This is a genomic window from Sulfuricurvum sp. (assembly GCF_030691015.1).
Taxonomy (GTDB): Bacteria; Campylobacterota; Campylobacteria; order Campylobacterales; family Sulfurimonadaceae; genus Sulfuricurvum.
The window spans coordinates 465,953-481,246 of record NZ_JAUYFF010000001.1 but is presented as its reverse complement, the minus strand read 5'-3'; the positions used below and the strand labels follow the sequence as shown (position 1 = coordinate 481,246).

General features: G+C 41.6%; 18 protein-coding genes. 6 read left to right on the top strand and 12 right to left on the bottom strand.

Going from position 1 to position 15,294, the window contains the following annotated elements:
- Positions 1-64: 64 nt before the first annotated feature.
- From Q8O20_RS02615 to Q8O20_RS02565, 11 genes are all read right to left on the bottom strand, one after another.
- Positions 65-724 carry a hypothetical protein gene (locus tag Q8O20_RS02615; protein ID WP_304741366.1) on the bottom strand — a complete coding sequence of 220 codons (660 nt, stop codon included), beginning with the start codon at positions 722-724 and terminating at the stop codon, positions 65-67.
- 10 nt (positions 725-734) lie between these two features.
- Positions 735-1,775 carry a type II secretion system F family protein gene (locus tag Q8O20_RS02610; protein ID WP_304741368.1) on the bottom strand — a complete coding sequence of 347 codons (1,041 nt, stop codon included), beginning with the start codon at positions 1,773-1,775 and terminating at the stop codon, positions 735-737.
- Entirely contained in the window at positions 1,765-3,327 is a 1,563-nt protein-coding gene (locus Q8O20_RS02605) for a GspE/PulE family protein (protein WP_304741370.1), read from the bottom strand. The genes Q8O20_RS02610 and Q8O20_RS02605 overlap by 11 nt, the downstream gene beginning before the upstream one ends.
- 40 nt (positions 3,328-3,367) lie before the next feature.
- On the bottom strand, positions 3,368-3,862 hold the full coding sequence (locus Q8O20_RS02600; protein ID WP_305529857.1) for a hypothetical protein: 495 nt from the start codon (positions 3,860-3,862) through the stop codon (positions 3,368-3,370).
- 4 nt (positions 3,863-3,866) lie between these two features.
- Positions 3,867-4,454 carry a prepilin-type cleavage/methylation domain-containing protein gene (locus Q8O20_RS02595; RefSeq protein ID WP_305529856.1) on the bottom strand — a complete coding sequence of 196 codons (588 nt, stop codon included), beginning with the start codon at positions 4,452-4,454 and terminating at the stop codon, positions 3,867-3,869.
- Between the two features lie 145 nt (positions 4,455-4,599).
- A complete protein-coding gene (locus Q8O20_RS02590; RefSeq protein WP_305529855.1) occupies positions 4,600-5,205 on the bottom strand; it encodes a type IV pilin protein in 606 nt (201 codons plus the stop codon).
- A 167-nt stretch (positions 5,206-5,372) separates the two neighbouring features.
- Positions 5,373-5,975: a Tfp pilus assembly protein FimT/FimU gene (locus Q8O20_RS02585; RefSeq protein WP_304741378.1), complete on the bottom strand. Its 603-nt coding sequence runs from the start codon at positions 5,973-5,975 to the stop codon at positions 5,373-5,375.
- 55 nt (positions 5,976-6,030) lie between these two features.
- Positions 6,031-6,471, bottom strand: a complete 441-nt coding sequence (locus Q8O20_RS02580) for a hypothetical protein (protein ID WP_304741380.1) — start codon at positions 6,469-6,471, stop codon at positions 6,031-6,033.
- A complete protein-coding gene (locus Q8O20_RS02575; RefSeq protein WP_305529854.1) occupies positions 6,458-7,252 on the bottom strand; it encodes a hypothetical protein in 795 nt (264 codons plus the stop codon). Before Q8O20_RS02575 ends, Q8O20_RS02580 begins: the two co-directional genes overlap by 14 nt.
- Before the next feature lie 2 nt (positions 7,253-7,254).
- Positions 7,255-8,706 carry a type II secretion system protein GspD gene (locus Q8O20_RS02570; RefSeq protein ID WP_304741384.1) on the bottom strand — a complete coding sequence of 484 codons (1,452 nt, stop codon included), beginning with the start codon at positions 8,704-8,706 and terminating at the stop codon, positions 7,255-7,257.
- Entirely contained in the window at positions 8,706-9,095 is a 390-nt protein-coding gene (locus tag Q8O20_RS02565; protein ID WP_304741386.1) for a hypothetical protein, read from the bottom strand. Before Q8O20_RS02565 ends, Q8O20_RS02570 begins: the two co-directional genes overlap by 1 nt.
- A 161-nt stretch (positions 9,096-9,256) precedes the next feature.
- On the opposite strand from Q8O20_RS02565, the gene Q8O20_RS02560 reads away from it, so the two are divergent.
- From Q8O20_RS02560 to Q8O20_RS02540, 5 genes are all read left to right on the top strand, one after another.
- Positions 9,257-9,802 (top strand): D-Ala-D-Ala carboxypeptidase family metallohydrolase, encoded by a 546-nt coding sequence (locus Q8O20_RS02560; RefSeq protein WP_304741388.1) that lies wholly within the window; start codon positions 9,257-9,259, stop codon positions 9,800-9,802.
- Between the two features lie 83 nt (positions 9,803-9,885).
- Positions 9,886-12,108 (top strand): type I DNA topoisomerase, encoded by a 2,223-nt coding sequence (gene topA, locus Q8O20_RS02555; protein ID WP_305529853.1) that lies wholly within the window; start codon positions 9,886-9,888, stop codon positions 12,106-12,108.
- Positions 12,105-12,620 (top strand): metallophosphoesterase, encoded by a 516-nt coding sequence (locus tag Q8O20_RS02550; RefSeq protein WP_305529852.1) that lies wholly within the window; start codon positions 12,105-12,107, stop codon positions 12,618-12,620. Before topA ends, Q8O20_RS02550 begins: the two co-directional genes overlap by 4 nt.
- 1 nt (position 12,621) lies before the next feature.
- Positions 12,622-13,473: a biotin synthase gene (locus Q8O20_RS02545; RefSeq protein ID WP_305529851.1), complete on the top strand. Its 852-nt coding sequence runs from the start codon at positions 12,622-12,624 to the stop codon at positions 13,471-13,473.
- A 43-nt stretch (positions 13,474-13,516) separates the two neighbouring features.
- On the top strand, positions 13,517-13,870 hold the full coding sequence (locus Q8O20_RS02540; protein WP_305529850.1) for an AMMECR1 domain-containing protein: 354 nt from the start codon (positions 13,517-13,519) through the stop codon (positions 13,868-13,870).
- 1 nt (position 13,871) lies between these two features.
- Here Q8O20_RS02540 and Q8O20_RS02535 read toward each other — a convergent pair whose 3' ends face one another.
- Complete coding sequence (locus Q8O20_RS02535; RefSeq protein ID WP_305529849.1) at positions 13,872-14,819, bottom strand: NAD(P)-binding domain-containing protein; 948 nt, start codon at positions 14,817-14,819, stop codon at positions 13,872-13,874.
- Positions 14,820-14,892: 73 nt separating this feature from the next.
- Between Q8O20_RS02535 and Q8O20_RS02530 the strand changes: the two genes are divergently transcribed.
- Positions 14,893-15,225 carry a hypothetical protein gene (locus Q8O20_RS02530; RefSeq protein ID WP_304741400.1) on the top strand — a complete coding sequence of 111 codons (333 nt, stop codon included), beginning with the start codon at positions 14,893-14,895 and terminating at the stop codon, positions 15,223-15,225.
- Positions 15,226-15,294: the final 69 nt, after the last annotated feature.

The window sequence follows — 15,294 nt, the reverse complement described above, 5'->3', positions numbered from 1 at the left end:
TAAGTTAGTTCAGCGTCCTTGCTGTTACAGACTATATCGGAGGATAAACAAAAAACTTTAACGATTAGGGGGAAATTTGAGTCCAGTTGCCATCGGTGGTATTATACATATACAAAGTGGAATTGTTCTCGCTGTACCAGAGTGTTCCATGAATCGGCGATGCGGGCTCTGTTGCGGATACAATGGCACTGTTGTAGCCACGAGTTTGAGTGGTGACTTCTGAACCGTTATAGAGTTTTAAGTGATTCGTTTCACCAATTCCAATTTCGACCATAATATCATCGCTTTGAGCACTTGAATGGGTTGCATTGGTTTGTAAAATACCGTCTTCTCCTCGGCTGATCAGACGCCCAAGTATATTGGCATTGGGAGAGATAGAGGTTGTATTGTTATCGGCATAGGTTGCATTAGAATTATGGGCACCGAAATCGTAGGTAGAATAGTAAATATTACGTCCCCAAGCATCTTTACCAAGACCCACTACAACCGGAACCGTTGAACCGGCTTCTTCTTTAAGTAACTCAAAATAGGAGTCATTATCAGGGTTTGAAGCCGAATTGAGCAAACGGCTTCGGATAACTTCCAGTATTGTTTTGCTATTTTGCTGCTTGAGGGTATTGCCTTGGATAACCGTGTAATAACCGATCGTAGCTAAGACAGCAGCAAGAAGCCCGGCCATAATAATCGCAACCATTACTTCTATCAGCATAAACCCTTTTCTCATCCGATCCCCCTTATGCCCGACCCGCACTATTAACGATTTCTTGCTGAATCAACACTTGGGTCAAGACAATCGTGAAAAATTCGACAAATACCGCAAATGCCAATAATAAGATAGCCAGTATAGTAATGATACGAAAAAATTTCCCTGCCATAGCAAGTGCATTAAGTCTCGCACGATCGGCAAATTGTTCTAATATATCTCCCAGTTGAGTAACGGTTCCTGCGCCTGCTAGCAAATGCTGTTCGATATCTTCGAAAAATGGGATAGTCCAAAAGTTTTTTTCACCTCGACTCACTTGGGCAAGAATTCCGTTAAATTGTTTTGCAATACTGGGAACCAGCGTGCCTGCTGCTGCTGTTTTAAAAGCTGTCTTCAAGGAGACTCCATTTTTTAACATGGCACTGAGTAAACTCAACAGGATAAATTTTTCGAAGTACTCAATGATTTTTGATGACATAGGAAGCCGTGAAGCAAATCGTTTAGCAATTCCTTGCACGATCCCCGTGTAGTTAAAGAGGGCAATCATAACAATAAAAAAATAGGCTGAAAAGAGAAGTAGCCCCCCGAAGAGCAAATTGCTTAAAGCAAGAGCCATATCTAAATGCTCGGCAATAATGACAAAAATTTTCGGGTCATACGTTTTGGCTTCTTGTATATGAAAGGGGACCGCAAAGAAACGGACGAAAATAATAATCGTAGCCGTTAACGTAAAATAGATCATCGGAAGAGCAATTTTATCATTAGACTCTTGGTGAAACTTATTTTTTATTTCAAGATAGCTCACCACAGATTTTAGGGTTTTTACAAACGATCCCCCCTTTTCCGCCATGGCAACAAATTGGATAATGTCGGGAGAAGGAGAGACATATTTTTCTACCGCTTTTGAAAACGAAGCGCCCTCTTGGATAGAGCGTGTGATTTTCCCGTAAGCAATACGCTCATCTTTGTTTTTTGTTGTATTTTGCAATAAATTAAGGGCATTGGTAAGACTTTTGCCATTTTCCAATGAGAGTTGAAGCGTCTTTAAGAGAGTGAGAATATCAGGTTTCATGAACGTATCCTAAGGACAACAATTCACGAGAGAGCGTTTCGTAATCGCAGAGTCCCATTTCGAATAAATAGGCGGCAGATTGAAAATAGCTAAAGGTAATAAAGTGCTCCCATGCTTTAAACACCGTACTGTTTTTGAGGGCAAGATAGAATTGATAACGAACCTTCATATCTCCGGGTATAAAGACCATATCCATGAGCAATGCCCGTCCGCTGTACCCGGTAAAATTACACCGGATACAGCCACTTTTCTCAAAACCGTAACTCTCAGTCGTAAAAAATGCTTTTCCGTCTTCAACATTACACGGTTGTTTACATGTACAAAGTTTTGGGACTAGGCGCTGTGCGACAACACCGCTGAGAGAATAGGCAAGGATAAATAAATCTCCCCCCTCATCTCGGATCCGTTCCATCGCCATAAAACTGTTGGGGGTATGGAGGGTGGAGAAAACCATGTGTCCGCTGTGGGCCGCTTTAAGTCCGGTGAGGATCGATTCACGATCACGCATCTCCCCGATGACGATGACGTCAGGGTCTTGACGCATGATTGATTTCATCCCCTCCGCAAAGGTAAAACCACTGGATTCATTTATTTGGTATTGGGTTACAAAGTCGATTTTGTACTCGATCGGATCTTCAATCGTATAAATAATTTCATGCAATCTGTCGCGTTGATTCAAAATAGCATTGAGCGTCGTTGTTTTACCGCTTCCGGTCGGTCCTACGACGAGGAAGAATCCGCTGGATTGGTTGACGAAATGGTGAACGTGCTCCGACATCGGATGGCTTTTAGGAAAAAGGGTATTGAGTGATTTGATATTACTGGCTTTGTCCAAAATACGTAAAACAACATTTTCGCCATATTGTGAGGGAGCAATCTCAATACGAAAATCGATCGTACGGTTTTCGTATTCGCGTGAAAAGCTTCCCCCCTGTGGGGCAAAAACATTGATCATATCGATATTACAACGCTCTTTGATGATGAGTGCAAAACGTCCGGCCAGTTCATGGTTTAGAAGGTAGCGGGCTATGATTTTGCCGTCGATTCGATATCGGAGCCAATAAAATGACTCATACGCATTGATATGAATATCACTGGCAGAACGTTGAATGCCGTATTCGAGGAGCATTTCAAAGATATCAATAACTTCATTTTCTTCGTAATCCATCGCATTAAATTGTTTGATTTTGCGTTCAATGCTTTCGGGGTCAACACGAAGAAGAGCTGTATATTTTTGTTGAAATTCACGTACGGGAATATTTTTTTGTTCAACTTTTTTATGTACTTTTTGACTGAGTTCAGCAAGGCGTTTTTCGCCCAAAAGCTCTTTACGGAGAATTTTGAGAAGATCATCGCTCTCTTCGGCGATGACCATCTCATACTCTTTCATGAGTTCTAGATTGTAGGTTTTAGAAGTCTCTTTTTTCTGGACAAAGTGATGAGAAAGTGCAATATCGAGAAGATGTTTTTTAATGCCGATTTGCTGATAATAGTATTGCTCTTTTTGGCATACTTCAAATTGCTTTGGCGTTAATATCTTTTTAATATTCATTGGCACTTTTTGGTTTAATTATAACACAAAAAGGGGATAATCAGCGTGATAGGTAAAATTTGAAAATTGCCGAAGTGGCATTGTGCTCCAAACTTGCTTGTTGAGGGGTGTAGTTAAGGATAAGACTTTTAAGGGCATCGTCTTGCGTGGAATTATTGTCTGCACTCGTTGCAATGAAAAATATACTTCCTGATTCTGTTGCTTTATAGGGTGTAAAACCGGTAGGGGGAAGGGGAATAAATCCATTTCTCCCTCCATTCAAAGAATAAGGAATTGAGGTATTGCACTCCAGCTCTGTTAAAAGGGTATTCGACGCATTAGTAGAGCTATCAAGCTCTTTAGGAAACTGCTCGGATAAACTTTTACACTGGAAAACCATAGATTCAATTAAATTGAAATGTGATTGTAACGCGCTTTTATACTGACTTTTATTGAGCGATGAGAGATTGATATAATAGTATGTCAATGCTCCCATAAGCCCCGCTAAGAAAACACTCAAGGCTATTTCAATTTGAGTAAAAGCGCTTCTTTGCATCGTTTTATTTTACAACCGCTATCCAATGTTTGTAACCGGTGGTACCATTACTCTCGGAAAAGCAAAAACTATCTCCGTATCGTGCATAGTTTGTAACCATATCACCATAGTCCACAGCATGGTTGGAGGTGTTAAGTTCTACTGTTTTATTGATTTCATGATTATAAATCGCACAGTAAAGATCATCATCCCCTAACGAATTATACGTAGTACCGTTAAGATCGATCGGAAATAAGAATGCAGGACGTCCTACCGGTGTTGTGGTATTCAATTCCCATCCGACGGAGGTCATTTCACGGATATCATTTGGAAGTCTTCGTAGAATCAATACATTGGTAGCATTAAATTCACTTAAATCAGTAAGAGAGGGTGAATAACCCATTTGAGCCTGAAATACATCATAGGCTCCTGAGAGCTGATAACCTTGATCCATCAAAGCAGCAATCCGTGCTTTTTTTGATGTTAAATCAATATTAAAAAGATTTTTGTAATAGAGCATTGCAACCGTCGATAAGAGAGCGAATAAGATAACGGCAATCGTCATCTCGACAAGAGAGATACCCTTTCTCATTCCATTGTAGGGTTGTGTCATGTAAAACTCCTTTTATAACACAGTATTCGGGTATATCGGCAGGGAAGAAAAAAACTTTAATAAGAAGGTTTTAAAATGAAGAAAAACTGAGGACGTAGTGGATGATATGTGATCCCCTGCAAAAGAGGGGATGTGTAGAAAAGAATTACGGTTTGACGATAAAGAGAGTCAAATGCGAACCGTTATTCCAGCAAAATACCGGACCAAGGTTCGTATATGCTGTTGTTGGATTTGTAGGGAAGAGTGTAGCGTTTGAAGCGTTGAATTCAACACTTGCATTAAACTCATGGTTGATAATCGCGCAGTATTGCTCATCATCCGATGTAACTGATCGACCTGTCGCATTCATGTCCAATTTGTATTGGAGTGCAATACCGCTTGTTCCGACAATACCGGTACTTTTATTCAATTCCCATGCACCGGTACCATCAGCAAGCCCCGTTGCCATTCCATCGATTGCTACCGGAAGTCTAGTAAGGATCGATACGTTGTGATCGTCAAGCTCTGTCAAGTTGACATCAAGATTTGCAATTGTCCCTACTTGTACAATATAGGCATCATACGCATTTGACATTTGCGAACCTTGATCGAGCAATGCCGCAACACGTGCTTTTTTAGCCGTCAATTCGGTGTTGAAAAAGTTTTTATAGTACTTAATACCGATCGCTGCCAAGGTAGCAAATAAAATAACGGCGATAATCATCTCAACGAGAGAGATACCCTTTCTCATTCCATTGTAGGGTTGTGTCATGTCAAACTCCTTTTATCATTGATTTTGAGTATATCGGTACTGAATAAAAAAACTTTAATAAAAAAGTGTAAGTTAAAAAAAAGAGAGGAAAAGGGGGAGTGGTTTTATCCCCCATAAAGGGGGATGGGTAGAAAATTGTGAAGAGGCGGCTTGTGCCGACCTTACACTTATGGTTTGACGATAAAGAGAGTCAAATGTGTACCGTTATCCCAGCAAAATACTGGACCATATGCATTGTATGCATCTGTTACAACTGTAGGGAATACTGTAGCATTTGAAGCATTGAATTCAACACTTGCATTAAACTCATGGTTGATAATCGCGCAGTATTGCTCATCATCCGATGTAATTGATCGACCTGTTGCATTCATATCCAATTTGTATTGGAGTGCAATACCGCTTGTTCCGCTAATGCCGGTACTTTTATTCAATTCCCAAGCTCCGGTGCCATCAGCAAGTCCAGTTGCCATTCCAGCGATTGCGACAGGAAGTCTAGAGAGGATTGATACGTTAGCATCATCAAGTTCTGTCAAGTTGACATCAAGATTTGCAATGGTTCCTACTTGTACGATGTATGCATCATACGCATTTGACATTTGTGCACCTTGATCAAGCAATGCCGCAACACGTGCTTTTTTAGCCGTCAATTCGGTGTTAAAAAAGTTTTTATAGTACTTAATACCAATTGCTGATAAAGTAGCAAACAAAATAACTGCAACAATCATCTCTACGAGAGAGATACCTTTTCTCATTCCTGTGTACTGTTTCATTGTGTATCCTTTTTTTGTGATCAACAGTTTTTTACTGCAAGATCGGTTTTTTTAATTATGGAATCTTTAAGACATACGGATGAATTGTGATTGAAAATCCAAATTCATCCCCCGTGCATCCTTGTCCGATGCAGCTGTTGACTAATTCAACGTCATCATTCTTGACAACATCCAAGAGCCGTTTCAATAGTAAGTATGAATAGGTGTCATGAATGCCTCCTTGGATAATTAATTTTTTTTGGTCGATCTTTACTTCCGCTTCCATACCCAATTCTTGGATTAGAGCGTTGTATTGATCATTTTTAGTACGCAGAACATCATCTTCCGCATACACAGCAACTGGTTGCTCAACGGCAGTTTTTAAAGCACTAAAGGTCTTCACCTCTTCGGCTACCGTTTTATTTTCGTATACAATATCGAGAAAATAGAAGTATGCTGAGACTAAAATTGTTATTAAAATAACAATAAAAAGACCAACAAGACTATATTTTTTCATTACAATATTGCACGATGCCTAGAGCAACGTCTTCCTTTATAATTTTCGCTTCCGGTGGTAACAACCTGACAAAAGCGTTGAGGTTTGGTGTCACCACCTCAGCACATAAGCTATCATTTTGATAGCTTATCTGCTGAAGGGTGGACTCCGTTTCTTTAGTCATTTGCTCTACTTTCTCCAATTCATGGACAATATCCACTTTTTTGGTCATTGCAAATGAGGTTTGGCAATTTTTAGTCACCAGTTCTTTGTATTCTTTAACCAGTACATCCCTGTTTGTAAGATTGATTTCCGTAGCATTTAAATATCCATACCCCGCATACAGAATTCCTGAGGTAATAACGATGGTACACGCTAACAAAAAGCTTCCAACCCATGTATCTTGTCGCTCCTTATCAAGATTGAGAGAGACGAGTTTGTCCCCTTTAGTGTTATCAGCATAAAGGGTTCCATAACTGCGCTCCGTTGCAAATTCTTCAGGTTTATCAAGAATATAGTCAATGATTTTGTCATCTTCAACAACCACACCCACATTTTTATAATCAAGTTCAAAAATGATCACACTGTTCCCTTGATTCTTGGAAGCCAAAGAGAGGACGTTTTCATAAACGAGTTTCTCTTTAGGGAGAAATGCAATATAGTTAATCCCATTGCTATGTTTTCTCAAAGAGACTTTAACCGCGGTAGAATCAAGATCGCTACGTGCGTAGCGGTATATCTGTGCGCGGATATTGCTAATATCACTACTAAAATCAAGAGATCCTGCCGTAAAAATTGCCATGGTTATCTCATCACATACTTAATTACGCGAGGGGTAACAACGATTACCATTTCACTTTTCGTACTGGAGACATGGCGCGCTCCCCCTACAACTCCTGCTGCGCTATCACCGAGTCCCGGAAGCCCACTCCACCCTTTATCGCTTTTATTGCGGAAAAGGCCTGAGATAACGATCGGAACACCCGGCTGAACGCGCATCGTATTGTTGATAGCTTTCGTGACGGTTTGCGGTTGAGAAAATTTGTTTCCATCGATTTCAAATGAGGTATAACCGACGATATCATTTATTTTCAGACCGATATCGGTGATAACCGTACCATCGAGCATATTGGATTTAAGATTGATCTCTAAACCGCTGAGGGCGGTTGCACTGGTAGTAGAAACCTGAGATGCCCCGCTGCCGCCAACGGAGGTGTTTTGAATTCCGCTGATGTAGGGGGCTTCGATGCCGTCGGTGAGTTTGACATTGGTTCCTGCAAGTCCTAAAAGTTTTGGTCGTTGAACGCTTTCAACTTTTCCGAAATTCTCCAAGGCATTGACGAGGGCTTTTCCGTTGTAGTTATCATTTTTCAAGATCATCCCAAAGGTGAGAGGAGCGGCTGATGCACCGGCTGATCCCAGTCCTGCTGCAGCAGAAGCGACGAAGCCGATACCGTTTTGAGCGAGGGTAGGAACGAGGCTCCAGTCAATACCGAGGGCATAGTTGTCTTTGAGCTCGACATCGTAAATGGATATTTCATATTCAATGACATAGAGATTGTTTCGGAGTATCTCAAGATACTTCATAATATCCCCGTACTCTTTTTCGCGTGCTGAAAAGCTGACGGAAGAGGTAATAGCATCTGTCGTTACATTGCTTGCACCCATAGAAGAGATACTTGCTTTTAGGATTTCAGGAAGACCGCTAACCGAAGGGATTTTGAGGGTCACTGTCCGCAAATTTCCTAGATAAAAGGTATCGTCATCATAGAGAATGCTGAGTTTATCTCCTACTGTTTTTTGAAGCATTTTTCCAAAAGGGATATTGGAGGCCGAGAGGTTGATATTTGTTTCAGAAAGCAAATAATCATTTTTGCCTGTGTATGCATTGGCAGCGTTTCCGCTAGAGGAGGATGAAGTTGTATTATATTTGTTCGAATTGACAGATTCAGCCTGAAGTTGGAAGACAATGTTTTCGTTGGTCGCTTCGGTCAGCAATGCGATGACATCACTGAGCTCCGCACCCATAATTTTCGCCCGCTTGATGATCTCTTTATCGGGGATGGTTTGTGTTTCAATATGAAAATTATCAGCATTCACTTCAACGACTTGCATTGCCGGTTCTGTACGCTGAATCTGTGTGATCGGATTGTCCAGTTCTTTAAGCTGCATTTCCGGAGTCAGGGTCTCTTTTTTACTGGCGACACTACATCCGCTCAATCCTAAAAGGACGACAGCAAGTATAAGAGAACGCATTATTGACCTCCTGTCGTGAAATAGATGGTTTGGGTTCGTCCGGCATCATCAACGGTAATATAGTTGCTGGTGATGTTTCGTATGAAATATTTAGTGTTATTCGCATAAAAAGGATCGCCCTCTTTTAGAACAACGGTATTTTCTCCTATTTTAAGGAGTATGAATTTCCCCTTATCTGTTTCTAAAAAACAGTTATAGACGAGTTGAGATAGATCAAAAGTCGGTTTAACGGCCGGCAATGAAGGTGGAGCTAATAATGGCGGCAGAGGCATAGGACGTTCTGACGTTACTACGGGAGCTTTCTTCGGTTTTACAGGTTCACGAAAAAACGGGTTATAAGCCGCATTTAGCGAGAGTGTAAGGAAAAGAAATGACCAAAAATAGTTCATGCCACCACTTTCATTGAGATTATTTGAGGATAAAAAGCAAGAAGTGTGCCAATTTTAAATTTCGTTTTTTTATAAGACCTTGATGCTATAGGAATAAGATGGACTATTAATTGCTTATTCTTGATAAGAACGTAAATAATAGAAAAAGAATATTTCACATTATGAATAGACAAACGAGTGAACCTTCCCTTTTTGATCCTTCGCGGAGAGTGTTTATCAAAAGTGCACTTGCTCTGAGCCTATCGGCACCTCTATATGCAAACGTGAAAGAGAAAGATGAAGTTTTGAATGTGATTCGAAACGGCACCAGTTATAAAATTCCTTTTGTTCGAAACGGTAAGATAGAAGAAGAAGGTTATAGCGATTTGTGCCGCATTTTTGCCGATGTACGTGCTGGTGTAGCCGTTCAAATGGATCCAAACCTATTTATGGTTTTATCAAAAGCGCAACAGTGGTTATCGAGTAATCACATCAATCGTCCCATTATATTGACCTCAGGCTATCGAACCGAACATACCAATAATTCGATCGAAGGGGCAGCCTTCAACTCAATGCATTTGTACGGCAAAGCGGCCGATATTAAAATCGAGGGAATTCCCAGCGATTATCTGGCACGACTCCTTCGAATGTGCGGTGGATCGGGGATCGGAATCTATTCCAGCTTCGTTCATGTGGACACTTGGCGAGAGAGAGCGTGGAGAGGTTAGTTTCTTACTTATAAGATATGGCTTTATTTTGACATTTTTTTGTTACACTTTCGAAACTCATCCATATATATAGGATTCATTTTTTGAAACTCATCATTGTCGAGTCTCCGGCCAAAGCCAAGACGATCAAAAACTTTCTCTCCAAAGATTACGAGGTAATTGCTTCAAAAGGGCATATCCGAGATCTTCCTAAAAACCGTTTCGGTATTAAAATCGATAACGAAAAAATCGTTGCTGAGTATCGTATCAGTGAAGACAGTACCGCTACCGTCAAACAGATCCAAGAGTTGGCGAAGAAAAGCGATACTATCTATATCGCGACCGACGAAGACCGTGAGGGAGAAGCGATCGGATGGCACATTGCCCATGCGATTGACAAAGATCCCGAGTCACTTCCCCGTATTGTGTTTCATGAGATTACGAAAAATGCGATCATTCATGCGTTGGAAACTCCTCGTAGCATCGATATGGACCGTGTTAATGCACAGCAGGCACGTCGATTGCTGGATCGTATCGTGGGGTATAAGCTCTCTCCGCTTCTTGCCAGTAAAATTCAAAAAGGGCTATCCGCAGGACGGGTACAGTCCTCAACACTTAAAATCGTTATAGATCGTGAACGTGAAATCCGTGCCTTTGTTCCCGAAGAGTATTGGACAATCGATACCCTTTTCAAAAAAGATATTGAAGCAACTCTCGTCAATTTTGAAAATGAGAAAATTGATAAACTCACCGTCAAAACGGGTGCTGAAGCTGCTCGGATCGTAGAGACTCTGAAAAAAGAGGCGTTTAAAGTCGGTGAGATTGAGACGAAAGAGCGTAAAAGCTCTACCCCTCCGCCGTTTATGACCTCGACACTCCAGCAAACGGCCAGCTCACAGCTTGGATTTTCTCCTAAAAAGACGATGATGGTCGCCCAATCATTATACGAAGGGGTTAAAACTCCTGAGGGGACAAGCGGGGTTATCACCTATATGCGTACCGACTCACTGAACCTCGCAGCCGAAGCGGTTGAAGCTGCGCGTGAAGTGATTTTGAGTCGTTACGGCAAAGAGTACCTCCCTAAAGAGGTAAAAGTTTATACGAAAAAATCCAAAGGGGCACAAGAGGCGCATGAAGCGATTCGTCCGACGATGCTCGACTTTACCCCTGAAATAGCGGCAACGTTTCTCAAGCCCGATGAGATTAAACTCTACCGTTTGATCTATAATCGCTTTTTAGCGTGTCAGATGAACGATGCCCGCTTCGAGCAGCAAAGTATCACATTTGAATCGGAAAAAGCGGAGTTCCGTGCCACCGGACGTAAACTCTTGTTTGACGGCTTTTACCGTGTAACGGGAAGCGACGACAAAGACAAGTTGCTCCCCTCTCTTACAACGGGTGATGCAATCGATATCCAAAGCATATCGACGGAACAACACTTCACCGAGCCGCCATCACGTTACTCTGAAGCGAGTTTGATCAAAAAACTCGAATCCGAAGGGATCGGTCGCCCATCAACGTATGCACCGACGATCAGTACCCTTCAAGCGCGCAATTACATCGAAATCGAGAAACGTGCCATAGTCCCCACTGAGATCGCTTTTACGGTAACGGAAATGCTGGAAACGCATTTTAATGAAATCGTTGATGCCTCTTTTACCGCAACGATGGAAGAGACGCTTGATGAGATCAGTGAGAGCGGAAAATCATGGCATAAAATCTTACTTGATTTTTACTACCCGTTTATCGAAAAAATCGACGCCGGTAAAAGCAATATCGTCAGTCTTAAAATGGCAAAACCTCTCGGACGAAACTGCCCGCAGTGCGGCAGTGAACTATTACTTCGCTCCGGACGCTTCGGAGAGTTTATAGCATGTAGCGGTTTTCCGAAGTGTAAATACACCGAGCAAACCGAAGAAAACCAAAAAGAAAATCCCGCAACTCCCGATGAAGTGAGTGAAGAGGTATGTGACAAATGCGGTAGCGCGATGGTGGTAAAAAACGGTCGTAACGGGAAATTTTTGGCGTGCAGCGGCTATCCGAAATGTAAAAATACGAAAACACTTAACCAAGAGAGTAAATTTTCCGAAGTGCCGTGTCCTGAATGCGGCGGTAAACTGCTATGGCGTCAATCACGAAGAGGGGCTTTTTGGGGATGTGAACACTATCCGAAATGTAAATTCATCTCCAAATTTGAACCATCCGATAAAAAATGTGAAGTCGAAGGGTGCGGTGGGGCTTTGGCACCGCGAACCTACCGCAACAAAGAGGTATACGAGTGTGTCAAATGCAAAGACCGTACTCCGCGAGAGGAAACCGGTGAATGAAAATCGGATTGTTATCCGATACCCATTCTAAAAAAGGGCGTTCGCAAAAAGTAATTGATCATTTGGTTCAAGAAGGGGCTGAATTTTTAATTCATGCGGGGGATATTGTCAAACCCGAAATTCTAGAACAGCTTAAAAGTAGCGGATTGCGTTATGTTGCCGTGTATGGGAATAACGATGCAGGATTGATTGAGTACCATGACCGGTATAATCTCGTCCAGGAACCCCATTATTTTAAACTCGGCGGAGCGAGCTTCAAACTGATGCATTTACCTTTTTATATGAACGGTGATGTCGAAGTGATTGTCTTCGGACATACGCACGTGTTTGAATGCGATTTTAAAAATAGAACGCTCTTTTTGAATCCGGGAGAGACATGCGCACGTGATGAACCGTTCTCTGGTTGCGCCATGTTAGAGATTACCGATAATGCCTTCAATGTTACCCATTATTTCCGCGAAGTCGGGAGTGAACATTTTGAAGAGCGCCATTATTCATTTGAAAGGGCATAATATGGCTCAAAAGATTTTTCTCTGCTCAATTTGTAATATTAACAGTGGAACTTGTAACGAAGATTGCAAATTTTGTAGCCAAAGCGTCAAATACAAAGCCGATATTGAGCGTTATAAACAAAAACCGATTGCGGAAATTTTAGAAGAGGCACACCGACTTGAGGCATTAGGGGCATTAGGATTTTGTCTTGTAACCGCACAAAAAGGGTTGGATGATAAGACGCTCGATTTTGTCTGTAATGTTGCCTCTACTCTGAAGCGCGAAGTTCCCCGTTTACGTCTGATCGCCTGTAACGGTACGGCAACGTTGGAGCAATTAAACGAGCTTAAGCAGGCAGGGATAAGTGCCTACAACCACAATCTCGAAACGAGTCGCGATTTTTATCCTCAGGTGTGCACGACACATCCATGGGATGAGCGGTATGAGACGTGTGAAAACGTTAACCGCTCAGGTTTAAAACTAATCAGTGGCGGGATTTTCGGAATGGGTGAAACACAGGACGATCGCCTTAGTATGCTTTATTCTCTAAAAGAATTGAATCCAATTTCGGTCCCCCTTAATTTTTATCATCATAATTCTGCATTGCCGCTTAATCCTAATCCGCTTAGCGTCGATGAATCATTGGGTTTGATTACCCTTGCACGGGAAATTTTGGAGAATGCGGATCGGATTATGATTGCCGGAGGGAGGGAGATCACCTTTAAAGAGCGTCAGCATGAAATTTTCAAAGCAGGCGCTAATAGTATTGTGATCGGAAATTATCTCACGACAGCTGGACGAGAAGCTCACAGCGATTTGATGATGCTTAAAGACCTCGGATTCGAAATTGCGATAACACCTGAGGATAAGTAAGCTATAATAACAGCATAAAAATAGTTAAAAGGGGTTAATAGATATGTCTCAATCCGTATTATTAACCATCGCACGAACCTCTATCGAAGAAGTTTTACAAGGACAAAATTCTATAGAGCGACGTGAACTACTTGAACAATACCCGATTTTACGTGAGCCGATGGCGACACAAATTACCCTTTATCTCGGTACTAAAATTCGAGGGATGTCTAAGACGCAAACAGTAGAGCGTTCTCTTTTGGAAGATATCATCTATAATGCTAAAGCAGCCGCATTTCAGGATGAAGATTTTGATCCTCTCGTCACCTCTGAATACCTTCATGCGACAATACAGCTCACCGTTTTTAGCCCTGATGGAGAATTAAGCCATCAAAGCGAACCTATCCTGAAAGATTAATTTATAAAGATTTTATATAGTGGGCAATCGCAAAACCGTGATTTAGCCCTAATGCAATCGAACCGCCCGATTCTTGAGTGATATCACCTGCTACAAACAATCCCTCAACATTGGTTTGATAATTTTCATCATGTACCGGTTTGCCGTCTTCTTCACGGATGCCGCTCCCCGATAAAAATCCGCTTGGTGTTGTTCCTCCGATAGCATAGACAATCCGATCAAAAAGTTCGGATGAGTCGTCCCCAAAGTGGACTTTTACTTTTCCGGATTCACTATCAAGCTCTGTAATTTCAGTATTCAGTAGTGCTCTAACACATCCATTGGAAACAGCTTTATCGATATCGGCCTGATTGGTAGGATTGGCTCGACGGAATGTCCCTCGACGATAACAGATGGATACCTCATTTTTATCACACAACTCTACAGCGTATTCGATGGCAGAGTCTCCACCTCCGACGACCATGATCTTTTCATTGGTTCCGCATCCATCAAGGGTAAAATGGATTTGATTTTTGATAGAGGGGGGGATTTTGTAATCGGGCTTATTCGGTTTACCCATACGCCCGATGGTGACGACGACATATTTAGCCCGAATAGATCCTCCGGCAATAAACACCTCAAATCCTTCGGATGTTTTTACTATCTTTTGCACTTCCGTATGGGTTCGAAGCTCTAAAGATTCATGATCGAGGAGTTGATCGAAAAAATCGAGGGTAGACTCTTTGGTTCCGTCCATAAAATAGATAGTGCCGTCCAGTTCTACTTTTTGCCCTTTCCAATCTTTATCGACCCGTTTGTTATCTTTATAAAACTTTCGAATAGTTGCGTTATGGTTTTCATCTTTTTCGAGCAAGATAATATCCCGCATTCCTACCGCATAGCTTTCGATCGCTGTCGCTATCCCTGCAGGACCTGCTCCTATAATGGCTAACTCATACAGATGTTCCATATACACTCCCTTTTAATCTTCCAATACTTTATCACAAAGAGCGATAAAATTCAATTTATGTTATACTTATCCGATGTACTATGTAATCCAACGACACCATGGCGATCCAAAAAAACATTATCTTGCGTACACCGTACCACGATATATTAGTTCTGAGAATTCTCAGAATATTATTTTTGAATTTCGCCACAATGATACGGTAAAACGTAAATGGGCTCCTAAAGATGAGATTGTTCTTCTGACGGATGACGAACAGCTTTTTCAAACGACACTTCAAAAACTTGAAGGTCTTAAGCGTTCACATCTTGAACGGATAGATGCCGCTGAAGCGCAACTTAACCAAGAGGTTTTTGCGATGCTCACGACGATGCAAACTGAATTTGAAACCATTAAGAAAAACAATTAAATATTTTTTAGCGATATTCAGAATGTGTTTTTGTTATAATTATTTTATACTACTGTCTTAAGGAGACTA

What these genes read in the sequence shown, in the direction of transcription:
- Q8O20_RS02615 (WP_304741366.1), bottom strand. Translation starts at nt 724, where the DNA reads ATGAGAAAAGGGTTTATGCTGATAGAAGTAATGGTTGCGATTATTATG.
- Q8O20_RS02610 (WP_304741368.1), bottom strand. Translation starts at nt 1,775, where the DNA reads ATGAAACCTGATATTCTCACTCTCTTAAAGACGCTTCAACTCTCATTG.
- Q8O20_RS02605 (WP_304741370.1), bottom strand. Translation starts at nt 3,327, where the DNA reads ATGAATATTAAAAAGATATTAACGCCAAAGCAATTTGAAGTATGCCAA.
- Q8O20_RS02600 (WP_305529857.1), bottom strand. Translation starts at nt 3,862, where the DNA reads ATGCAAAGAAGCGCTTTTACTCAAATTGAAATAGCCTTGAGTGTTTTC.
- Q8O20_RS02595 (WP_305529856.1), bottom strand. Translation starts at nt 4,454, where the DNA reads ATGACACAACCCTACAATGGAATGAGAAAGGGTATCTCTCTTGTCGAG.
- Q8O20_RS02590 (WP_305529855.1), bottom strand. Translation starts at nt 5,205, where the DNA reads ATGACACAACCCTACAATGGAATGAGAAAGGGTATCTCTCTCGTTGAG.
- Q8O20_RS02585 (WP_304741378.1), bottom strand. Translation starts at nt 5,975, where the DNA reads ATGAAACAGTACACAGGAATGAGAAAAGGTATCTCTCTCGTAGAGATG.
- Q8O20_RS02580 (WP_304741380.1), bottom strand. Translation starts at nt 6,471, where the DNA reads ATGAAAAAATATAGTCTTGTTGGTCTTTTTATTGTTATTTTAATAACA.
- Q8O20_RS02575 (WP_305529854.1), bottom strand. Translation starts at nt 7,252, where the DNA reads ATGGCAATTTTTACGGCAGGATCTCTTGATTTTAGTAGTGATATTAGC.
- Q8O20_RS02570 (WP_304741384.1), bottom strand. Translation starts at nt 8,706, where the DNA reads ATGCGTTCTCTTATACTTGCTGTCGTCCTTTTAGGATTGAGCGGATGT.
- Q8O20_RS02565 (WP_304741386.1), bottom strand. Translation starts at nt 9,095, where the DNA reads ATGAACTATTTTTGGTCATTTCTTTTCCTTACACTCTCGCTAAATGCG.
- Q8O20_RS02560 (WP_304741388.1), top strand. Translation starts at nt 9,257, where the DNA reads ATGAATAGACAAACGAGTGAACCTTCCCTTTTTGATCCTTCGCGGAGA.
- Q8O20_RS02550 (WP_305529852.1), top strand. Translation starts at nt 12,105, where the DNA reads ATGAAAATCGGATTGTTATCCGATACCCATTCTAAAAAAGGGCGTTCG.
- Q8O20_RS02545 (WP_305529851.1), top strand. Translation starts at nt 12,622, where the DNA reads ATGGCTCAAAAGATTTTTCTCTGCTCAATTTGTAATATTAACAGTGGA.
- Q8O20_RS02540 (WP_305529850.1), top strand. Translation starts at nt 13,517, where the DNA reads ATGTCTCAATCCGTATTATTAACCATCGCACGAACCTCTATCGAAGAA.
- Q8O20_RS02535 (WP_305529849.1), bottom strand. Translation starts at nt 14,819, where the DNA reads ATGGAACATCTGTATGAGTTAGCCATTATAGGAGCAGGTCCTGCAGGG.
- Q8O20_RS02530 (WP_304741400.1), top strand. Translation starts at nt 14,893, where the DNA reads ATGTACTATGTAATCCAACGACACCATGGCGATCCAAAAAAACATTAT.